At 65.2% G+C, this 15,508-nt stretch carries 14 protein-coding genes; 5 read left to right on the forward strand and 9 right to left on the reverse strand.

Features of this window, described 5'->3' with window-relative positions; translation table 11 throughout:
• The first annotated feature begins 244 nt into the window (after positions 1 to 244).
• On the forward strand, positions 245 to 1,327 hold the full coding sequence (purM, locus tag C8J33_RS06590; RefSeq protein WP_132663495.1) for a phosphoribosylformylglycinamidine cyclo-ligase: 1,083 nt from the start codon (positions 245 to 247) through the stop codon (positions 1,325 to 1,327).
• 26 nt (positions 1,328 to 1,353) lie between these two features.
• Entirely contained in the window at positions 1,354 to 1,956 is a 603-nt protein-coding gene (gene purN / locus C8J33_RS06595; RefSeq protein ID WP_132663496.1) for a phosphoribosylglycinamide formyltransferase, read from the forward strand.
• A 22-nt stretch (positions 1,957 to 1,978) separates the two neighbouring features.
• On the opposite strand, the gene C8J33_RS06600 is transcribed toward purN, so the two are convergent.
• Complete coding sequence (locus C8J33_RS06600; RefSeq protein ID WP_132663497.1) at positions 1,979 to 2,593, reverse strand: NUDIX domain-containing protein; 615 nt, start codon at positions 2,591 to 2,593, stop codon at positions 1,979 to 1,981.
• Positions 2,590 to 4,767 carry a molybdopterin-containing oxidoreductase family protein gene (locus C8J33_RS06605; RefSeq protein WP_132663498.1) on the reverse strand — a complete coding sequence of 726 codons (2,178 nt, stop codon included), beginning with the start codon at positions 4,765 to 4,767 and terminating at the stop codon, positions 2,590 to 2,592. Before C8J33_RS06605 ends, C8J33_RS06600 begins: the two co-directional genes overlap by 4 nt.
• Before the next feature lie 68 nt (positions 4,768 to 4,835).
• On the opposite strand from C8J33_RS06605, the gene C8J33_RS06610 reads away from it, so the two are divergent.
• The 3 genes from C8J33_RS06610 (at position 4,836) to C8J33_RS06620 (ending at position 7,316) form a co-directional block, all read left to right on the forward strand.
• Entirely contained in the window at positions 4,836 to 5,717 is an 882-nt protein-coding gene (locus C8J33_RS06610) for a 23S rRNA (adenine(2030)-N(6))-methyltransferase RlmJ (protein WP_132663499.1), read from the forward strand.
• 371 nt (positions 5,718 to 6,088) lie between these two features.
• Positions 6,089 to 6,670 carry a ribonuclease T2 family protein gene (locus tag C8J33_RS06615; RefSeq protein WP_132663500.1) on the forward strand — a complete coding sequence of 194 codons (582 nt, stop codon included), beginning with the start codon at positions 6,089 to 6,091 and terminating at the stop codon, positions 6,668 to 6,670.
• 55 nt (positions 6,671 to 6,725) lie between these two features.
• Positions 6,726 to 7,316 (forward strand): glutathione S-transferase, encoded by a 591-nt coding sequence (locus C8J33_RS06620; RefSeq protein ID WP_132663501.1) that lies wholly within the window; start codon positions 6,726 to 6,728, stop codon positions 7,314 to 7,316.
• A 66-nt stretch (positions 7,317 to 7,382) separates the two neighbouring features.
• On the opposite strand, the gene C8J33_RS06625 is transcribed toward C8J33_RS06620, so the two are convergent.
• The 7 genes from C8J33_RS06625 to C8J33_RS06655 form a co-directional block, all read right to left on the reverse strand.
• Positions 7,383 to 8,888, reverse strand: coding sequence for a tripartite tricarboxylate transporter permease (locus C8J33_RS06625; protein ID WP_132663502.1), 1,506 nt, complete (start codon positions 8,886 to 8,888; stop codon positions 7,383 to 7,385).
• Between the two features lie 12 nt (positions 8,889 to 8,900).
• Positions 8,901 to 9,362 carry a tripartite tricarboxylate transporter TctB family protein gene (locus tag C8J33_RS06630; RefSeq protein WP_132663503.1) on the reverse strand — a complete coding sequence of 154 codons (462 nt, stop codon included), beginning with the start codon at positions 9,360 to 9,362 and terminating at the stop codon, positions 8,901 to 8,903.
• Positions 9,363 to 9,655: 293 nt separating this feature from the next.
• Positions 9,656 to 10,633 (reverse strand): tripartite tricarboxylate transporter substrate-binding protein, encoded by a 978-nt coding sequence (locus tag C8J33_RS06635; protein WP_132663504.1) that lies wholly within the window; start codon positions 10,631 to 10,633, stop codon positions 9,656 to 9,658.
• Between the two features lie 203 nt (positions 10,634 to 10,836).
• Entirely contained in the window at positions 10,837 to 12,198 is a 1,362-nt protein-coding gene (locus C8J33_RS06640; protein ID WP_132663505.1) for a sigma-54-dependent transcriptional regulator, read from the reverse strand.
• Entirely contained in the window at positions 12,195 to 13,988 is a 1,794-nt protein-coding gene (locus tag C8J33_RS06645) for a sensor histidine kinase (RefSeq protein ID WP_132663506.1), read from the reverse strand. The genes C8J33_RS06640 and C8J33_RS06645 overlap by 4 nt, the downstream gene beginning before the upstream one ends.
• A 94-nt stretch (positions 13,989 to 14,082) precedes the next feature.
• Positions 14,083 to 14,544 (reverse strand): DUF1284 domain-containing protein, encoded by a 462-nt coding sequence (locus C8J33_RS06650; protein WP_132663507.1) that lies wholly within the window; start codon positions 14,542 to 14,544, stop codon positions 14,083 to 14,085.
• A 139-nt stretch (positions 14,545 to 14,683) separates the two neighbouring features.
• On the reverse strand, positions 14,684 to 15,322 hold the full coding sequence (locus C8J33_RS06655; RefSeq protein WP_110726423.1) for an outer membrane protein: 639 nt from the start codon (positions 15,320 to 15,322) through the stop codon (positions 14,684 to 14,686).
• Between the last annotated feature and the right edge of the window lie 186 nt (positions 15,323 to 15,508).

Consider the following 15,508-nt stretch of genomic DNA (forward strand, 5'->3'; position numbering starts at 1 on the left):
CCGATCGTGTTGACATCGCGGCGGCCCGTGGCGCGCTTCCAATGAGATAGGCGCGAGATAGGACGGTGCAAGGCGGCGGGTCAAGCGCCCGTGATTCGCTATCCCCGAGGGATGACTCTCGGATGACTCTGGGATCACGCCGAGATCCATGCGGGAAAAAGCCCCGCGAGAGCGCCTGCACGCTTGCACTTGCCCGCACCACATGCCAATCGCAGGGCTTGAACGGGTGCGTGGAGAGCCAAACATGAGCCAGTCGGGTAAGAACGGTCTGACCTACAGCGATGCGGGCGTCGATATCGATGCCGGAAACCTGATGGTCGAGAAGATCAAGCCGCATGTGCGCTCCACCCGCCGGCCTGGAGCCGATGGCGAGATCGGCGGCTTCGGCGGCCTGTTCGACCTGAAGGCCGCAGGCTTCACCGATCCGGTGCTGGTCGCCGCAAACGACGGTGTCGGCACCAAGCTGAAGATCGCCATCGACGCCGACAAGCACGACACCGTCGGTATCGATCTCGTGGCCATGTGCGTCAACGACCTCGTGGTACAGGGCGCCGAGCCGCTGTTCTTCCTCGACTATTTCGCGACCGGCAAGCTCGATCCCGACCAGGGCGCGGCCATCGTCGCCGGCATTGCGGCCGGCTGCCGGGATGCGGGATGCGCGCTGATCGGCGGCGAGACAGCGGAAATGCCGGGCATGTATTCGGGCGGCGACTATGATCTCGCAGGCTTTGCCGTCGGTGCGGCCGAACGCGGCCGCCTTCTGCCGGCCGGCGATATCGCCGAGGGCGACGTGATCCTCGGCCTCGCATCTTCCGGCGTCCACTCCAACGGCTACTCGCTGGTGCGCAAGATCGTCGGGCTCTCGGGCCTTGCCTGGGATGCACCGGCCCCCTTCGATGCCGGCACCGAAGACGCGACGCTAGCCGACGTGCTGATGACGCCGACGCGCATCTATGTGAAGCCGCTTCTGAAGGTCATCCGCGAGACCGGCGGCATCAAGGCGCTTGCCCACATCACCGGCGGTGGCTTTCCCGAGAACATTCCGCGCGTGCTCCCCAAGCACCTCGCAGCCGAAATCGACCTTGCCGCCGTCAAGGCGCCGGCCGTGTTCTCCTGGCTTGCCCGCACCGGCGGCGTGGCGGCGACCGAGATGCTGCGCACCTTCAACTGCGGCGTCGGCATGATCGCCGTCGTACCGGCAGAGCTTGCCGACAGCGTGACGGCAGCGCTTGCCACGGAGGGCGAGACGGTCTTCCGCCTCGGCCGGATGATCGCCCGCGACGAGGGCGCGCCGGGCGTGGTCTACGAGGGAACGCTGGCGCTGTGAACGGGACGATCTTGAGTGAGATGGGCATGAGCGAAACGGCATCGCGCAAGCGCGTCGTCGTCTTCATCTCCGGCGGCGGCTCCAACATGCTGGCCCTCGCGGATGCCTGTGCGGCTGGAGATTATCCGGCCGAGATCGTCGGCGTGATCTCCGACCGCGCAACCGCCGGGGGGCTCGAAAAGGCCGCCGCGCGCGGCATTCCGACCGCCGCGTTCGAGCGGCGCAACTATGCCGACAAGGCGGCGCACGAGGCTGCCATCCTCGACCATGTCGAGACGCTCCGCCCCGATCTCCTCTGCCTTGCCGGCTATATGCGGCTCCTCACCGGCGCCTTCATCAGTCGTTACGAAGGCCGTATCCTCAACATCCACCCGTCCCTCCTGCCCGAATTTCCCGGCCTGCATACGCACCAGCGCGCGCTGGATGCGGGCCGCACCGAAGCCGGATGCACGGTCCATTTCGTCACCGAAGGCATGGACGAAGGCCCGGTTATCCTGCAAACGCGGGTGCCGGTGCTTGAAGGCGATACGGCGGAAACCCTAGCGGCCCGTGTGCTGACGGTGGAGCACAAGACCTACGCGGAGGCCCTGCGGATGGTGGCGAGCGGCGACGTGTGGATGGGCGGCTGAGGTTAGCGGCAGCGCAGGGCGTTCAAGGCGCCACGGACGCCCCGGCCTTCAGGCTGTCCCGATTCATCACCGCCCATTGCAGCAGCATGATCGTCTTGCCGTCACAGATCTCGCCGGACGCAATCATGGCCATCGCATCGTCGAGACCGAGTTCCACGACTTCGATGTCCTCGTCTTCCGATGCGAGGCCACCGCCTTCCTCCACGCGGTCCTCGATATCGATGACAGCGGCGAAGCAGTGGACGATTTCGGTGACGGCGCCGGGAGACATGTAGGCCTTGAAGAGCGAGCGGACGGCGCCGACGTGGTAGCCGGTTTCCTCCATCGCCTCGCGGCGGATCGCATCCTCGGGCGCATCGCCATCGAGCAGGCCGGCCGGCGTTTCGAGCATCCAGCCGGTGCCGCCATTGACGTAGGTCGGCACGCGGAACTGGCGCACGAGCACCACGACATCGCGGCGGGGATCGTAAAGCAGGATCGTCGCGCCGTTGCCGCGATCATAGGTCTCGCGCTTCAACACTTTCGCGCGGCCCTCGGCGTCCGTGTAGCGGAAGGTGATGTTGCGCAGGTGGTACCAATTTTTCGAGAGCGTCTCGTCCTTGAGGATCTCAATGGTCACGGTCTCGGACTTGCTCATGCGGGTTCTGCCATTCGAAGGGTCTCGTCGCGTTTCAGCCAGATGCGGTTGTCGTGGAAAGCGGCGCCGCCATAGGGCGCGACGCTGTCGGCACCGGTCAGGACGTTGATGCCTTCGCCGTCGAGATGGGCGCCGTTCGGCCACAGGCCCTCGGCAATCACCACCCCCGGCCGCGTGCCGCCGCCGAGGCGGGCGTGGAGGCGGATCTCGCCCCTGACATTGCCGAGCCTGACGATGTCGCCATCCGCGATACCGAGATTTGCGGCATCCGCCGCATGGATCATCACCTCCGGCCGGCCTTCCTTCTGCACAGAGCCCGGCGTTTCCGCAAAGCTCGAATTGAGGAAGGAGCGCGCCGGCGAGGTTGCGAGGCGGAACGGATGGTCCGCATCGGCCGACTCGATCAGATCCGCATGGTCGGGATAGACCGGCAGGCCTTCGACCGGGCCGAGCATGCCCATGGCTGCGGGCGGGCGATTGGGCGCGGGCGTGCCGGTCCAGTCGGCGCGGAAGCGGAAGCGGCCGTCGGCATGGGCAAAGCCTTCGATGAAATGGGCCGTGGCGAAGTCCGGCTGGACATCCAGCCATTTCGCCGCCTTCAGGTGCTCGTAGCCGCTGTCGTAGTTGACGAGGATACGGTCGATATGCTCGCGCTCGTTGCGACCGAAGCCCGGGCGGTCGGCGATACCGAGGCGTTTTGCCAGTTCCTCGATGACGAAAAGATTGGTGCGCACCGTTGCCGGCGGCTCCACCAGCTTCGGCCCGAGCAGGATATGCTGGTGGCCACCGCCGCGGTAGAGGTCGTCATGCTCCAGGAACATGGTGGCCGGCAGCACGATATCGGCAAGCTTTGCCGTGTCGGTCAGGAACTGCTCGTGCACCGCAACGAAGAGGTCGTCGCGCAGGAAGCCTCGCTTCACCAGCCGTTGTTCGGGGGCGACGTTGACGGGATTGGTGTTCTGGATGAGGAGCGCCGTCACCGGGCCGCGATGGCGCAGCGCCTCGGCATCGCCGGTCAGCACGCGGCCGATCTGCGACTGGTCGAGCATGCGGATGTCGGGGTCCACCATGGCGGTGCCCATCAGCTCGCGCTTGTCGAAGCGGAAGATATCGTTGTTGGAATGGAACGCGCCGCCGCCCTCGTGCTTCCACGAACCGAGCACCGTCGCGATGCTGGAGGCCGCGTGGATCGCCACCGCGCCGTTGCGCTGGCGGGTAAAGCCATAGCCAAGCCGGAAATAGGTCTTCGGCGTCGCGCCGACGAGTTTCGCGAAGGCTTCGATCTCCTCGACGGAGAGGCCCGTGATGTCAGACGCCCAGGCGGGGTCGCGGCTTTGCAGATGCGCTTCCAGTCCCTCGGGATCATCGGAATGCGTGGCGAGGTAGGTGCGGTCGGCATAGCCATCACGGAAGGCGACGTGCATGACGGCACAGGCGAGGGCCGCGTCCGTACCGGGGCGCACGGTCAGCGCCATATCGGCCTGCTTCATGGTGGGATTGTCGTAGATGTCGATGACGACGATCTTCGCCTTGCGCTCCTTGCGGGCGCGGATGGCGTGGGTCATCACGTTGACCTGGGTGGAGACCGCATTGGTGCCCCAGATGACGACGCAGTCCGACAGGGCCATTTCGCGCGGATCGGGACCGCGCAGCGCGCCCGTGCCCATTGTGAAGCCGGTCCAGGCGGGATTGGTGCAGATCGAATCGAAGAAGCCGGAATAGCGCTTGGCATGGCGCAGCCGCTCGATGCTGTCGCGCTGCACCTGCCCCATCGTCCCGGCATAGAAATAGGGCCAGACGGCTTCCGAGCCGTGCCGCGCTTCCGCCTTCAGGAAGGCCTCGGCGATTTCGTCGAGGGCTGCGTCCCAGGAGATTTCCCGGAAATCGCCCTCGCCTTTGGCGCCGATACGGCGCTGCGGCACGAGCAGACGGCCGGGATGGTAGATGCGCTCGGAATAGCGCGCCACCTTGGCGCAGATGACGCCGGCGGTGTAGCTGTTGGCCGAGGCGCCGCGCAGCCGGCCGATCCGGCCGTCCGGGGTCAGGTCCACCTCCAGCGCGCAGGCCGAGGGACAGTCGTGCGGACAGACGGAGTGTCCGACAGCGTTTCCCGTTTTGATGGGGTTTTCCGCTTTGATAGGGGTCGCAAGGTTCATGTCTTTTCTATAGGACATCGCAAAAGCGGCTTAAAGCGCTTTGCCCTTTGCATCTCAACATTTCATCAAGGCGATCACCAGAGATCATGAATTATCGGCACATCTACCATGCGGGCAATTTCGCCGACGTGCTGAAGCATGCGGTGCTCGCCCGTCTCGTCACCTATCTGAAGCAGAAGGACAAGGCCTTTCGCGTGCTGGACACCCATGCCGGCATCGGGCTCTACGACCTTTCGAGCGAAGAAGCGCAGAAGACCGGGGAATGGCGCGACGGTATCGGCCGGCTGCTGGCAGACCCATTGCCGCCCGCGGTCGCGCCGATTCTTGCGCCCTATCTGGAGGCCATCGCGGCGCTGAACCCCGAAGGCGGGATGACGCACTATCCGGGCTCGCCGAAGCTGACGCGCCTGCTGATGCGGCCGCAGGACCGGCTGTCGGCCATGGAGCTGCACCCCGACGACTACGAGACCCTGCACCGGCTGTTCGACGGCGACTACCAGAGCCGCATCACCGAACTCGACGGCTGGCTGGCGCTCGGCGCGCATCTGCCGCCAAAGGAAAAGCGCGGGCTGGTGCTGGTCGATCCGCCCTTTGAGGAGCCCGGCGAATACGAGCGGCTGGAGAAGGGTCTCGCCAAGGCCTATCGCCGCTTTCCCGGCGGCACGTTCTGCCTCTGGTATCCGCTGAAGCAGGGCGCACCGATCGCCGAATTTCACGAGAGCCTGACGGCGCTGAACATTCCCAAGATGCTTTGCTGCGAGCTGACGGTGAAGAGCGACCGCGGCACCACCGGCCTGACCGGCACGGGCCTTGTCATCGTCAACCCGCCCTTCACCCTGAAGGGCGAGCTGGACGTGCTGCTGCCCTTCCTCAAGGACCGCCTGAAGCAGGACCGCTTCGCCTCCGCCCGCGCGATCTGGCTGCGGGGCGAGGCGCGCGATCTTCCAGACGACGAGGACGAGGCCTGATCGGGCAACGACTTCGCCTCGCTTGGCTTGACGCGATGCACCCGACCGACGCAATCTCCCGCAGCGCAACGAAGCGCCAAGGGGCAGAAACGGGAGACGACGATGACGAAGGATCTCCCCATCCCGGCCTGTGCCCCCTTGTGCCGGCCCACGCATAGGGTCCCGGCGTGATCCATCTGCCTCTTTTCTCCCCAGCACGGGTCACGGCAGCGCTCGTCGCAAGCCTTCTGCTATCGGCCTGCGGCGAAGAGCCACCGCAGAAGCAAGCGACGGCCACACCGCCTATCCTTCAGCAGGTACCAAAACCACCGGCAGAGTCATCTTCGCCGTCGCCCAAAAAGACACCGCCGGCCGCGTCTCGAAACGTACCGATGGGCAGCGGGTTCGATTTCTACGTCCTTTCCCTCTCCTGGTCGCCGACCTGGTGTACGGAGAACGACCGCGCGGGTAAGACCGCGCAGTGCAATGGCGACCGGACATACGGCTTCATCGTCCACGGCCTGTGGCCACAGAACGAGCGGGGCTTTCCGTCCTTCTGCCCGTCGCGCGACAGCGACCGGGTGCCAGATGCGCTCGGCCGCGGCCTGTTCGACATCATCCCCTCCATGGGCCTGATCGGGCATCAGTGGCGCAAGCACGGCACGTGTTCGGGGCTGGACCAGCGCGGCTATTTCTCCGTGCTTCGGGCAGCGCGCGACCGTGTGCGCATTCCCGCAAGCATCGAGACTGCCGATGCGCGGCGCCGGATGAGTCCGGCCGCCATCGAGACGGCGCTTGCCGACGCCAATCCTGGCCTGACGCCACAGGGCGTCGCCGTGACCTGCGGGGACGACAAGCTCGACGAGATTCGCATCTGCTTCACCCGCGACCTTGCCTTCCGTGCCTGCAGCGAGGTCGATCGTGGCGGCTGCCGGGCGCGGGACCTGACCATCCCCGCTGCGACCCGACCATGACGGGCGCGACAGCCATCACATCCCGAACCCTATACCGAAGACGAATGGTGCTCCCATGAAGATCCTCTATTCCCCCGCTTCCCCCTACTCCACCAAGGTGCGCATGGCGGCGCATTATGCCGGCCTGCCGGCCGAGAGCGTGCTGACGGACACGAATTCCAACCCGCCGGATCTGATCGCCAGCAATCCGCTGGGCAAGATCCCGACGCTGGTGCTCGACAGCGGTCAGGCCATCTTCGACAGCAGCGTCATCATGCATTTCATCGATCGCGAGACGAAGGGCGTGCTCTATCCGCGCAACCCGCAAAAACGGGTGCAGGCCGAGGTGCTGGAGGCACTCTGCGACGGCATCTGCGACAGCCTGCTCGCCATCGTCTATGAGAAGCGCTTCCATCCGCCGGAAAAGGTGCATGAGCCGTGGATCGAACGCCAATGGCAGAAGGTCGAGCGGGCGCTCGACTATCTCGACGCCAACATGCCGAAGACCGGGACGAAGCTCCACGCCGGCCATTTCGCGCTCGCCGCCACGCTGCGCTACATCGAACTGCGCTTTGCCGGCGAGTGGCAGAAGGGTCGTTCTAAGCTGAAGAACTGGCCGGAAAAGTTCGAAAAGCATTTCCCGGATTACAAGCTGTTCAAGGCTTGATGCGGGTGTCGATAAAGACGCCGCCGTTGCCGGCGACGCCTTTCTCATTCAGGTCGAGAGATCTGATCAGCCTTCTTCCTGGAACACTGCCTCGCGCTTGGCCTTAATGCTCGGCAGAAAGACTACGACGAGGACGGCAGCGGCCAGCAGGAGGAGGCCGGCGCTGATGGGGCGGGTGACGAAGGTGGACGGGTCGCCGCGCGAGAGGATCATGGCGCGGCGCAGGTTTTCCTCCAGCAGCGGGCCGAGCACGAAGCCGAGCAGCAGAGGTGCCGGCTCGCAGCGCAGCTTGACGAGGAGATAGCCGGCGATGCCGAAGAAAGCGACGGCATAGAGGTCGTAGACGTTGGCGTTGACGCTGTAGACCCCGATGGCACAGAAGGCCATGATGATGGGGAACAGCACGTAGTAGGGCACTGTCAGGAGCTTTACCCAGAGGCCGATGAGCGGCAGGTTGAGTACGACCAGCATCAGGTTGCCGATCCACATGGAGGCGATGATGCCCCAGAACAGAGCCGGCTGTTCGACGGCGACGTTCGGGCCGGGAACGATGCCCTGGATGATCATCGCGCCGACCATGAGCGCCATGACGGGATTTGCCGGAATGCCGAGCGTGAGCAGCGGGATGAACGAGGTCTGGGCCCCGGCATTATTGGCCGATTCCGGACCGGCGACGCCGGCGATGGCGCCCTTGCCGAACTCTTCCGGATGCTTTGAAATGCGCTTTTCGACCGTGTAGGAGGCGAAGGCCGCTAGGATGGCGCCGCCGCCGGGCAGGATGCCGAGTGCGGAGCCGATGCCGGTGCCGCGCAGGACCGGGCCGACCATCTGGCGGAAATCGTCTCGCGTCGGCATGAGCCCGGTGACCTTGCTGATCAGCACGGTGCGCGTCATCTCGTTTTCGAGATTGCGCAGGATTTCGGCGACACCGAAGACGCCGACGGCCACGGCGACGAAGTTCAGCCCGTCGGCATATTCGCGGATGCCGAGCGTGAAGCGCGGCGTGCCGGTGTAGATGTCGGTGCCGACGAGGCCGAGCAGCAGGCCGAGCGAGACCATGGCCAGCGCCTTGACGATGGAGCCATGGGCCAGCGCGATCGAGGACACGAGGCCGACGACCATCAGCGAGAAATATTCCGCGGCACCGAACTTCAGGGCGACGGCGGTCAGCGGCGGAGCGAAGATGGCGACGAGGAAGGTGGACACGGTGCCGGCGAAGAAGGAGCCGAGCGCCGCGATGGCCAGCGCTGCGCCCGCCCTGCCCTTGCGCGCCATCTGGTAGCCATCGATGGCCGTGACGGCCGAGGAGGATTCACCCGGCATGTTGATAAGGATGGCGGTGGTGGAGCCGCCATATTGCGCGCCGTAATAGATGCCGGCGAGCATGATCAGCGAGGAGACCGGTTCCAACTGGAAGGTGATCGGGAGAAGCATGGCGATGGTGGCCGTCGCGCCGATGCCGGGAAGCACGCCGATGAGCGTGCCGAGGAGCACGCCAATGAGGCAGAAGAGAAGGTTTTCCGGCGTGCCGGCCGTCGCGAAACCCAGCGCGAGATTGCTGAAGAGATCCATGGTCGAAGATCCTTAAAACCGCAGCCAGGGGCCGAAGCGTTCGAACGGAAGGCCCAGCGCGTAGCTGAAGACGGCGACGGAAAAGAGCGTGATGGCGATCGACAGGATGATCGCGCCGACCAACTTCATGCGCTGCGAGGCGAAGGACGCGATGAAGGCGGCGATGAACAGCGACGGCACGAAACCGAGGCCCCGGACCGTGAGGCCAAAGACGATGGGGGCGGCAAGGATGAAGAGCATGCCGCGCCAGGCCAAGGGCTCGATCGGCTCGCTCTGCGTGCGGGTCGCCTGAAAGAGGATGACGAGGCCGAGGCCGGTCAGGAACAGCGCGAGGACCAGCGGGAAATAGCCCGGGCCCATGCGAAACGTCGTGCCCAGTTCGAGCGACAGCGACTGCGCCGCGAAGAAGAGGCCGAGGGCGATGAACAGGATGCCGCAGAGGGCATTCGTCCGGTCGAGACTAAGTGGTTTCATGGTCGTTCCCCAATGAGTCGAAGCGCAATCGGCCTTTCGGCTTCATGCGGTCGTTGATGCTTGTGTCGGCCGGTCGGCGCGCGCGATCAGGCGTTTCCCCCGCTATCTCCCCGGTTGCGGCAGCCCCTCACCCTAGCCCTCTCCCCGCCTGCAGGGAGAGGGGACGTGCCCGCTCGACGCTTGACCGAGAGGCTGCCGCGCATGCCCTTCGCCCCGCTTGCGGGGAGAAGGTGCCGGCAGGCGGATGAGGGGCAGCCTGCAAACCGCATCCCGGTCCGTCGATGTGGCCTCAATCAGTCGGCGTACTGGCCGGCCTTTTCGATGATCGGCTTCCAGCGGGCGATCTCGCCCTCGAGCTTGGCCTTGAGGGCAGCGGGCGTCGCATCGGCGTCCGACGAGGGCTTGGTGCCGAGTTCGGCGAAGCGGGCGGCGACGTTCTCGTCCTTCAGGGCCTTCTGAAGCGCGCCTTCCAGCTTGGCGATGGCTTCCGGCGGCGTGCCTTTGGGCGTGTAGACGCCGTGCCAGATGCCGACCTCGAAGCCCGGCAGACCGCCTTCGACGGCCGTCGGCAGGTCCGGGAAGATATCGAGGCGCGCCGGCGACGTCACGGCGAAGGCCTTGATCGTGCCGCCCTGGATCTGCTTCGTCGTGTTGGTGGTCTGGTCGCACATGATATCGACCTGGCCGCCGAGAAGATCGGTCATTGCCGGGCCGGTGCCCTTGTAGGGCACGGTGACGAGCGATGTTTCGATGGCGCTCATGAACAGCATGCCGCAGAGGTGGGACGCAGCACCAATGCCGGCATTGGCGACCGTCACGGTATCCTTGTTGGCCTTGGCGTATTCGACGAGGCTCTTGAGGTCAGTCGGCTCCAGATCCTTGCGCGCGACGATGGTCATCGGCACTTCGGTGACGAGGCCGACATAATCGAAGGCGTTCAGCGTGTCATAGGCGAGCTTGCGGTAGAGCGTGGCGCTGGTGGCCATGCCGATGTGGTGCAGGAGCACGGTGTAGCCATCGGCCTCGGCGCTCGCGACACGGCCGGCACCGAGCGTGCCGCCGGCACCGCCGACATTTTCCACGATGACCTGCTGGCCGAGATCCTTCGACATGGATTCGGCAACGAGGCGCGCGACCGTATCCGTCGGCCCGCCAGCGGCGAAAGGCACGACCATGGTGATGGTCCGCTCCGGATAGTCCGCCTGCGCAGCGCCTGCAAAAACGGTTGCGGCAAGCGCTGTGGCTGCCAGAAGCGACGATAAACGCGTCATGATGTCCTCCCGAGACATGATCAGCATGCCGGCAGGGCTCCTCCTCTGCTGGTCATGGAATGGACGCGAGTGTCCCGTTCAGGCGGAGGTGTGCAACCGGTTATTGGAGACGTCGCGCTGCGGAACGACGCTTTTGCGCCGCACCATGGGTGGAAACGGCCCCCTTACCATTTGCGATGGGTGGAAACCGACACATGAGTCCCTCATTCCGGTCCATCATCGAAGGTCGCGCGCTTGTCGAGGCCGTATTTCTGCATCTTTTCGTAAAGCGTCTTGCGGGAGATTCCGAGCTCCTCATAGACCGGCCGGAGGGCGCCACTATGCACGGCAAGTGTCCGGGCGATCAGCCCCCGCTCGAAGGCGGCGACGCGGGGCGCGAGCTTGCTCTCCTCCTCGCGATCGTCCGTCGCCGGCTCCAGGCCGCGGGCGTCGAGGCCGAGCACGAGGCGGTCGGCGGCGTTGCGCAGCTCGCGGACATTGCCCGGCCAGCGCCGGTGGGCGACCTCCGAGACGATGGCGGGCGGCACCTCCATATCCTCGCGGCCGTAGCGGGCGGAGGCCTCGCGCACGAGCTGGAGGAAGAGCAGCGGAATATCGGCGGCGCGCTGGGCGAGCGAGGGCACATGCAGCGTCACGACGTTGAGGCGGTAGAACAGATCGGCGCGGAAACGGCCGGCCTCCACCTCCGCCTCCAGATCGACCTTGCTGGTGGCGACGAAGCGGACATCGAGGGGCACCGTCTCGTTGGAGCCGAGACGCGTGATCGTGCGCTCCTGCAGGACGCGCAGGAACTTCGCCTGAAGCTCGATCGGCATGGAGCCGATCTCGTCCAGCAGGATCGTGCCGCCACGGGCATGCTCGAACTTGCCGTAGCGGGCGCGAATCGCCCCCGGAAAGGCGCCGGCCTCGTGGCCGAAGAGTTCGCTCTCGATCAACGTTTCCGGCAGCGCGGCGCAGTTGATGGCGATGAAGGGGCGGTTGGCGCGGGCGCTGATATCGTGCAGCGCGCGGGCGGCGACCTCCTTGCCGGCACCGGTCTCCCCAATGATCAGCGTATCCGCGTCGGTGGCGCCGATGGCGCGCAGGCGGTAGCGCAGATCGACCATCACGGGGGTGCGGCCGGGCATGCGCGCCTCGATGTCGTCGCGCTTGCCGGCGACCGCGCGCAGACGGCGGTTTTCGAGCACGAGGCCGCGCCGGTCACGGGCGCGGCGGATGATGCCGGCCAGCGCCTGCACGCCGAAGGGCTTCTCCATGAAATCATAGGCCCCTTCCCGCATCGCCTTGACGGCCAGTTGCACGTCGCCATGGCCGGTGACGAGGATGACGGGGATTTCGTGGTCGATCTCGCGGATGCGCTGCAGCAGCGTCATGCCGTCCATGCCGCGCATGCGGATATCGCTGACGACGACGCCGGCAAAGCCGTAGCCGACGCGGGCGAGCACGTCTTCGGCGGCGGCGAAGGTCTCGACGGTCAGGTCCTGAAGCTCGAGCGCCTGCGCCGTCGAGCGACGCAGCTCCTCTTCGTCATCGACCAGAAGAACGGTTGCCGCTTCGCTCGTCATTCGGCTGCCTCGCGTCTGCTGTCCATGCGGTCGAGTTCGATGCGGAACATCGCGCCGCCCTCGGGGTGATTTTCCACGGAAAGGCGGCCGCCGAAATCCTTGACGATATTGTAGGAAATGGAGAGGCCGAGGCCGAGCCCCTTGCCGACGCCCTTGGTGGTGAAGAACGGATCGAAGATGCGCTCGGCGATCGCCTTGGGAATGCCCGCCCCGGCGTCGCGGATGGTGATCGCCACGCGGTCGCCTGTCGTCGTCGCGGTGACGGTGATGCGCCTGTCCTCAAGGCCCTCCACCGCATCCGCCGCATTGGAGATGATGTTGACCAACACCTGCTGCAGGCGCACGGAACCGGCGCGCACAAGCGGCGCGGGCTCGCCGAGCGCCACGACCAGCTCGGCATCGGCCGAGACAAGGCGGGCCGAGACGATCTCCAGCGTGTCGCGCAGCACGTCGTCCAGTGCCACCGGCCCCAGCTTCTCATTGGGCTTGCGGGCGAAATTGCGCAGGTGGCGGCTGATGGAGGCCATGCGGTCGATGAGGTTGGAAATGCGCCGGAGATTGTCCTTGGCCTCGTCGATCCGGTCGCGCTCGATCAGCAGCGACGCGCTGTCGGCATAGGTCTTGGCGGCGGCGAGCGGCTGGTTGAATTCGTGCGAGAGGGCGGCCGACATCTGTCCGAGGCCTGCGAGCTTGCCGGCCTGCACCAGATCGGCCTGGGTGCTGCGCAGCTGGGCGTTGAGGTCGGCAAGGTCGGCCGTGCGCTCCTCGACGCGCCGTTCGAGTTCGGCTTTCGCCTCGATCTGCATCTGCATGCGCTCGTTGCGGCGCGCGTGCCGCTGGAGGAGGACGGCGAGGCTGAGGCCGGCAAGGCAGAGGAACAGCAACACGGCGGTAACCGCGACATGGGTCTGCGAGCGCACCCAGCTCATGTCCATCAGCACCCGAACGGTCCAGTCGGCATCGCTGACATATTCGGAGAGCACGAGATAATCCCGCGTCGCACCGCGTGTGGGAATCGACATCAACGTATGGTCGCCGATGCGCGACCTGACGACGCCGAGGTCCTTGAGGTCGGCCTCGGCATAGCGCCGCGAGGCTTCGGTACGGCGGAGGCGTTCGGGCGTCAGGGCCAAGATGCTGGCGTAGAGCCATTCCGGATTGCTGGTCATGAAGATCACACCTTCCGGATCGGACACGAAGATCTCGTATTCACCGCCCCGCCAGGACGCCTCGATCATGTCGATATCGACCTTGAAGACGATGACGCCGGCGACCCTGCCGTCGATGTCGATGGGTGCCGCGAAGAAATAGCCGCGTTTGAACGACGTCGTGCCGCGAGCGTAGAAGCGCGAGCGCTTGCCCTCCGCCGCCTGACGGAAATAGGGGCGATAGCTGAAGTTCTCCCCGACGAAGCTCGTCGCCCGGTCGTAATTGCTGGCGGCGATGGTCTCGCCGTCTCGGGTCATGACGTAGATGTCGGAGGAGCGCAGGAGACCGTTGATCTCCTTTAGATAGTGATTGGCGCTGTCGCGCAGGGTCTGATCCCCCGGGCTGGAGATGAGCCGGCGGATATCGTCGTGATCGGCAATCAGCGCCGGCAAGGCTTCATAACGGCGGAGATGGCCCGACAAGGCAGCGACCGCGAGGCGCAGAGCCGTTCCTGCCTGCAGCGAGGCCTCGGCCATGAAGCGTCGGCTGGCATAGGCATTGCCCCAGACGGCAAGGCCTGTGGCGGCGATGACGACCAGCACCACCGGCACGACCAGACTGCGGCGCAGGCTCCTCAGCATCTCCTCGCATTCCTCCCCAACGCGTCCCCCTCGCCCGTGCTTGCAGTCCGGTCCCGGCACTCTCCCCGCCGAGCCATAGACGTGCAGAGACAGCCTATAGAGAAGGGACTTGCTTTCCAAGGTCTTGCGGATCGGCCGGTGCCACGCGCACCGCGTGAAAGCCGTCGGCTGCGATTCCGTCGCAGAGGCCCGACCATTCGCAGCCGGCACAGGCCGCCCGAATGCCGCCGGCGGCAAAGTGGGTCCGCAGGAGGGCAATCTGGGCTGCATCGAGGACGAGGCGCACGCCGGCGTGGATTTCGCAACCGAGCAGTGCCCCCACGTCCGCTGCGGCTCGACGGTCGCGGGCGATCACGCTGTCGTTGAAGCAATGCGGGTTCGGCGTCTCCAGCAGCGGGCGACAGATGTCGTCGGGTCCATCCACCACGTCGAGCGCTTCGCCGGCACTGATCCGCGCCGCGATGGCATCGTAGTTGCGAACGAAGGCGGGGCTATAGCCCTTGCCGATGTAGGTCAGCATGCAGAGGAGATGATGCGGGCGCAGGCGAATGGTCATCGGACAGTTTTCCATAAGCAAGGTCTGGCATCGCATCGCCTGGAAACGAGCGAATGAACGCATACGAAAAAACCGCCTGCAGCGAAAGCTGCAAGCGGTTTCTTGCGTTCGAATTCGACCTTTCGGTCTTATCCGTCGATCAGAACTTCACGCCCATACCAACCTTGACGCTGTGTTCGTCATAGCCGGAGGAGAAGTTGCGGCCGGGAACGCTGAAGCTTTCCTTGCCGTAGTCGGTGTAACGGTATTCGACGCGGGCAGTAACGTTGTCGGTGACGAAGGCTTCGGCACCGGCACCAGCCGTCCAGCCGATCGCCGTGTTCTTGTCAGAACCGCCGAGCTGGCGGGCCTTCAGGCTCGAAGCAGCCACACCGGCCGTGCCGTAGAGCAGAACCGGGTTGACGTCGTAACCGACGCGACCGCGGAGCGAGCCGTTGACGCCCTGTTCCATGCTGCGGCCAGGACGGCTTGCATCGTTGTCGCCGTAGTTGATGTCGGCTTCAGCACCGTAAACGATCTGGCCTTCCTGCATGTTGTAGCCGCCGTACAGACCGCCGCCGAAGCCGGCTGCGCTGTTGTCGCCAGTGCCCTTGAACTTGCCATGGCCCCAGTTGGCGGTACCACCGACGTAGGCGCCGGCCCAGTTCTTGACGGCCGGAGCCGTGTAGTCGGCAGCCGGTGCCGCGGGAACTTCGTCGATGGCGTCCGCTGCGTTGACAGCCGAGAAAGCGACGAGAGAAATGGCCGAAGCCATGAGAGTGGTGACGAGAGTACGCATACTAGATCTCCTTATCAGACCGGCGCTGGACCGATTTCCTTATCATCCGATGCGGCGCCGGTAATTTCGTTCAACCCCGCTCGGTTGAGATGAAATTGATGTCCAAATGCGGATTTCCAAGAGCCGAATTGTGAAATGATTGAGGCAGAGACGTGGCTGAAAAACGATGTTGTTTCAATGCAACAG

Source organism: Rhizobium sp. PP-CC-3G-465 (assembly GCF_004343445.1).
Taxonomy (GTDB): domain Bacteria; phylum Pseudomonadota; class Alphaproteobacteria; order Rhizobiales; family Rhizobiaceae; genus Ferranicluibacter; species Ferranicluibacter rubi.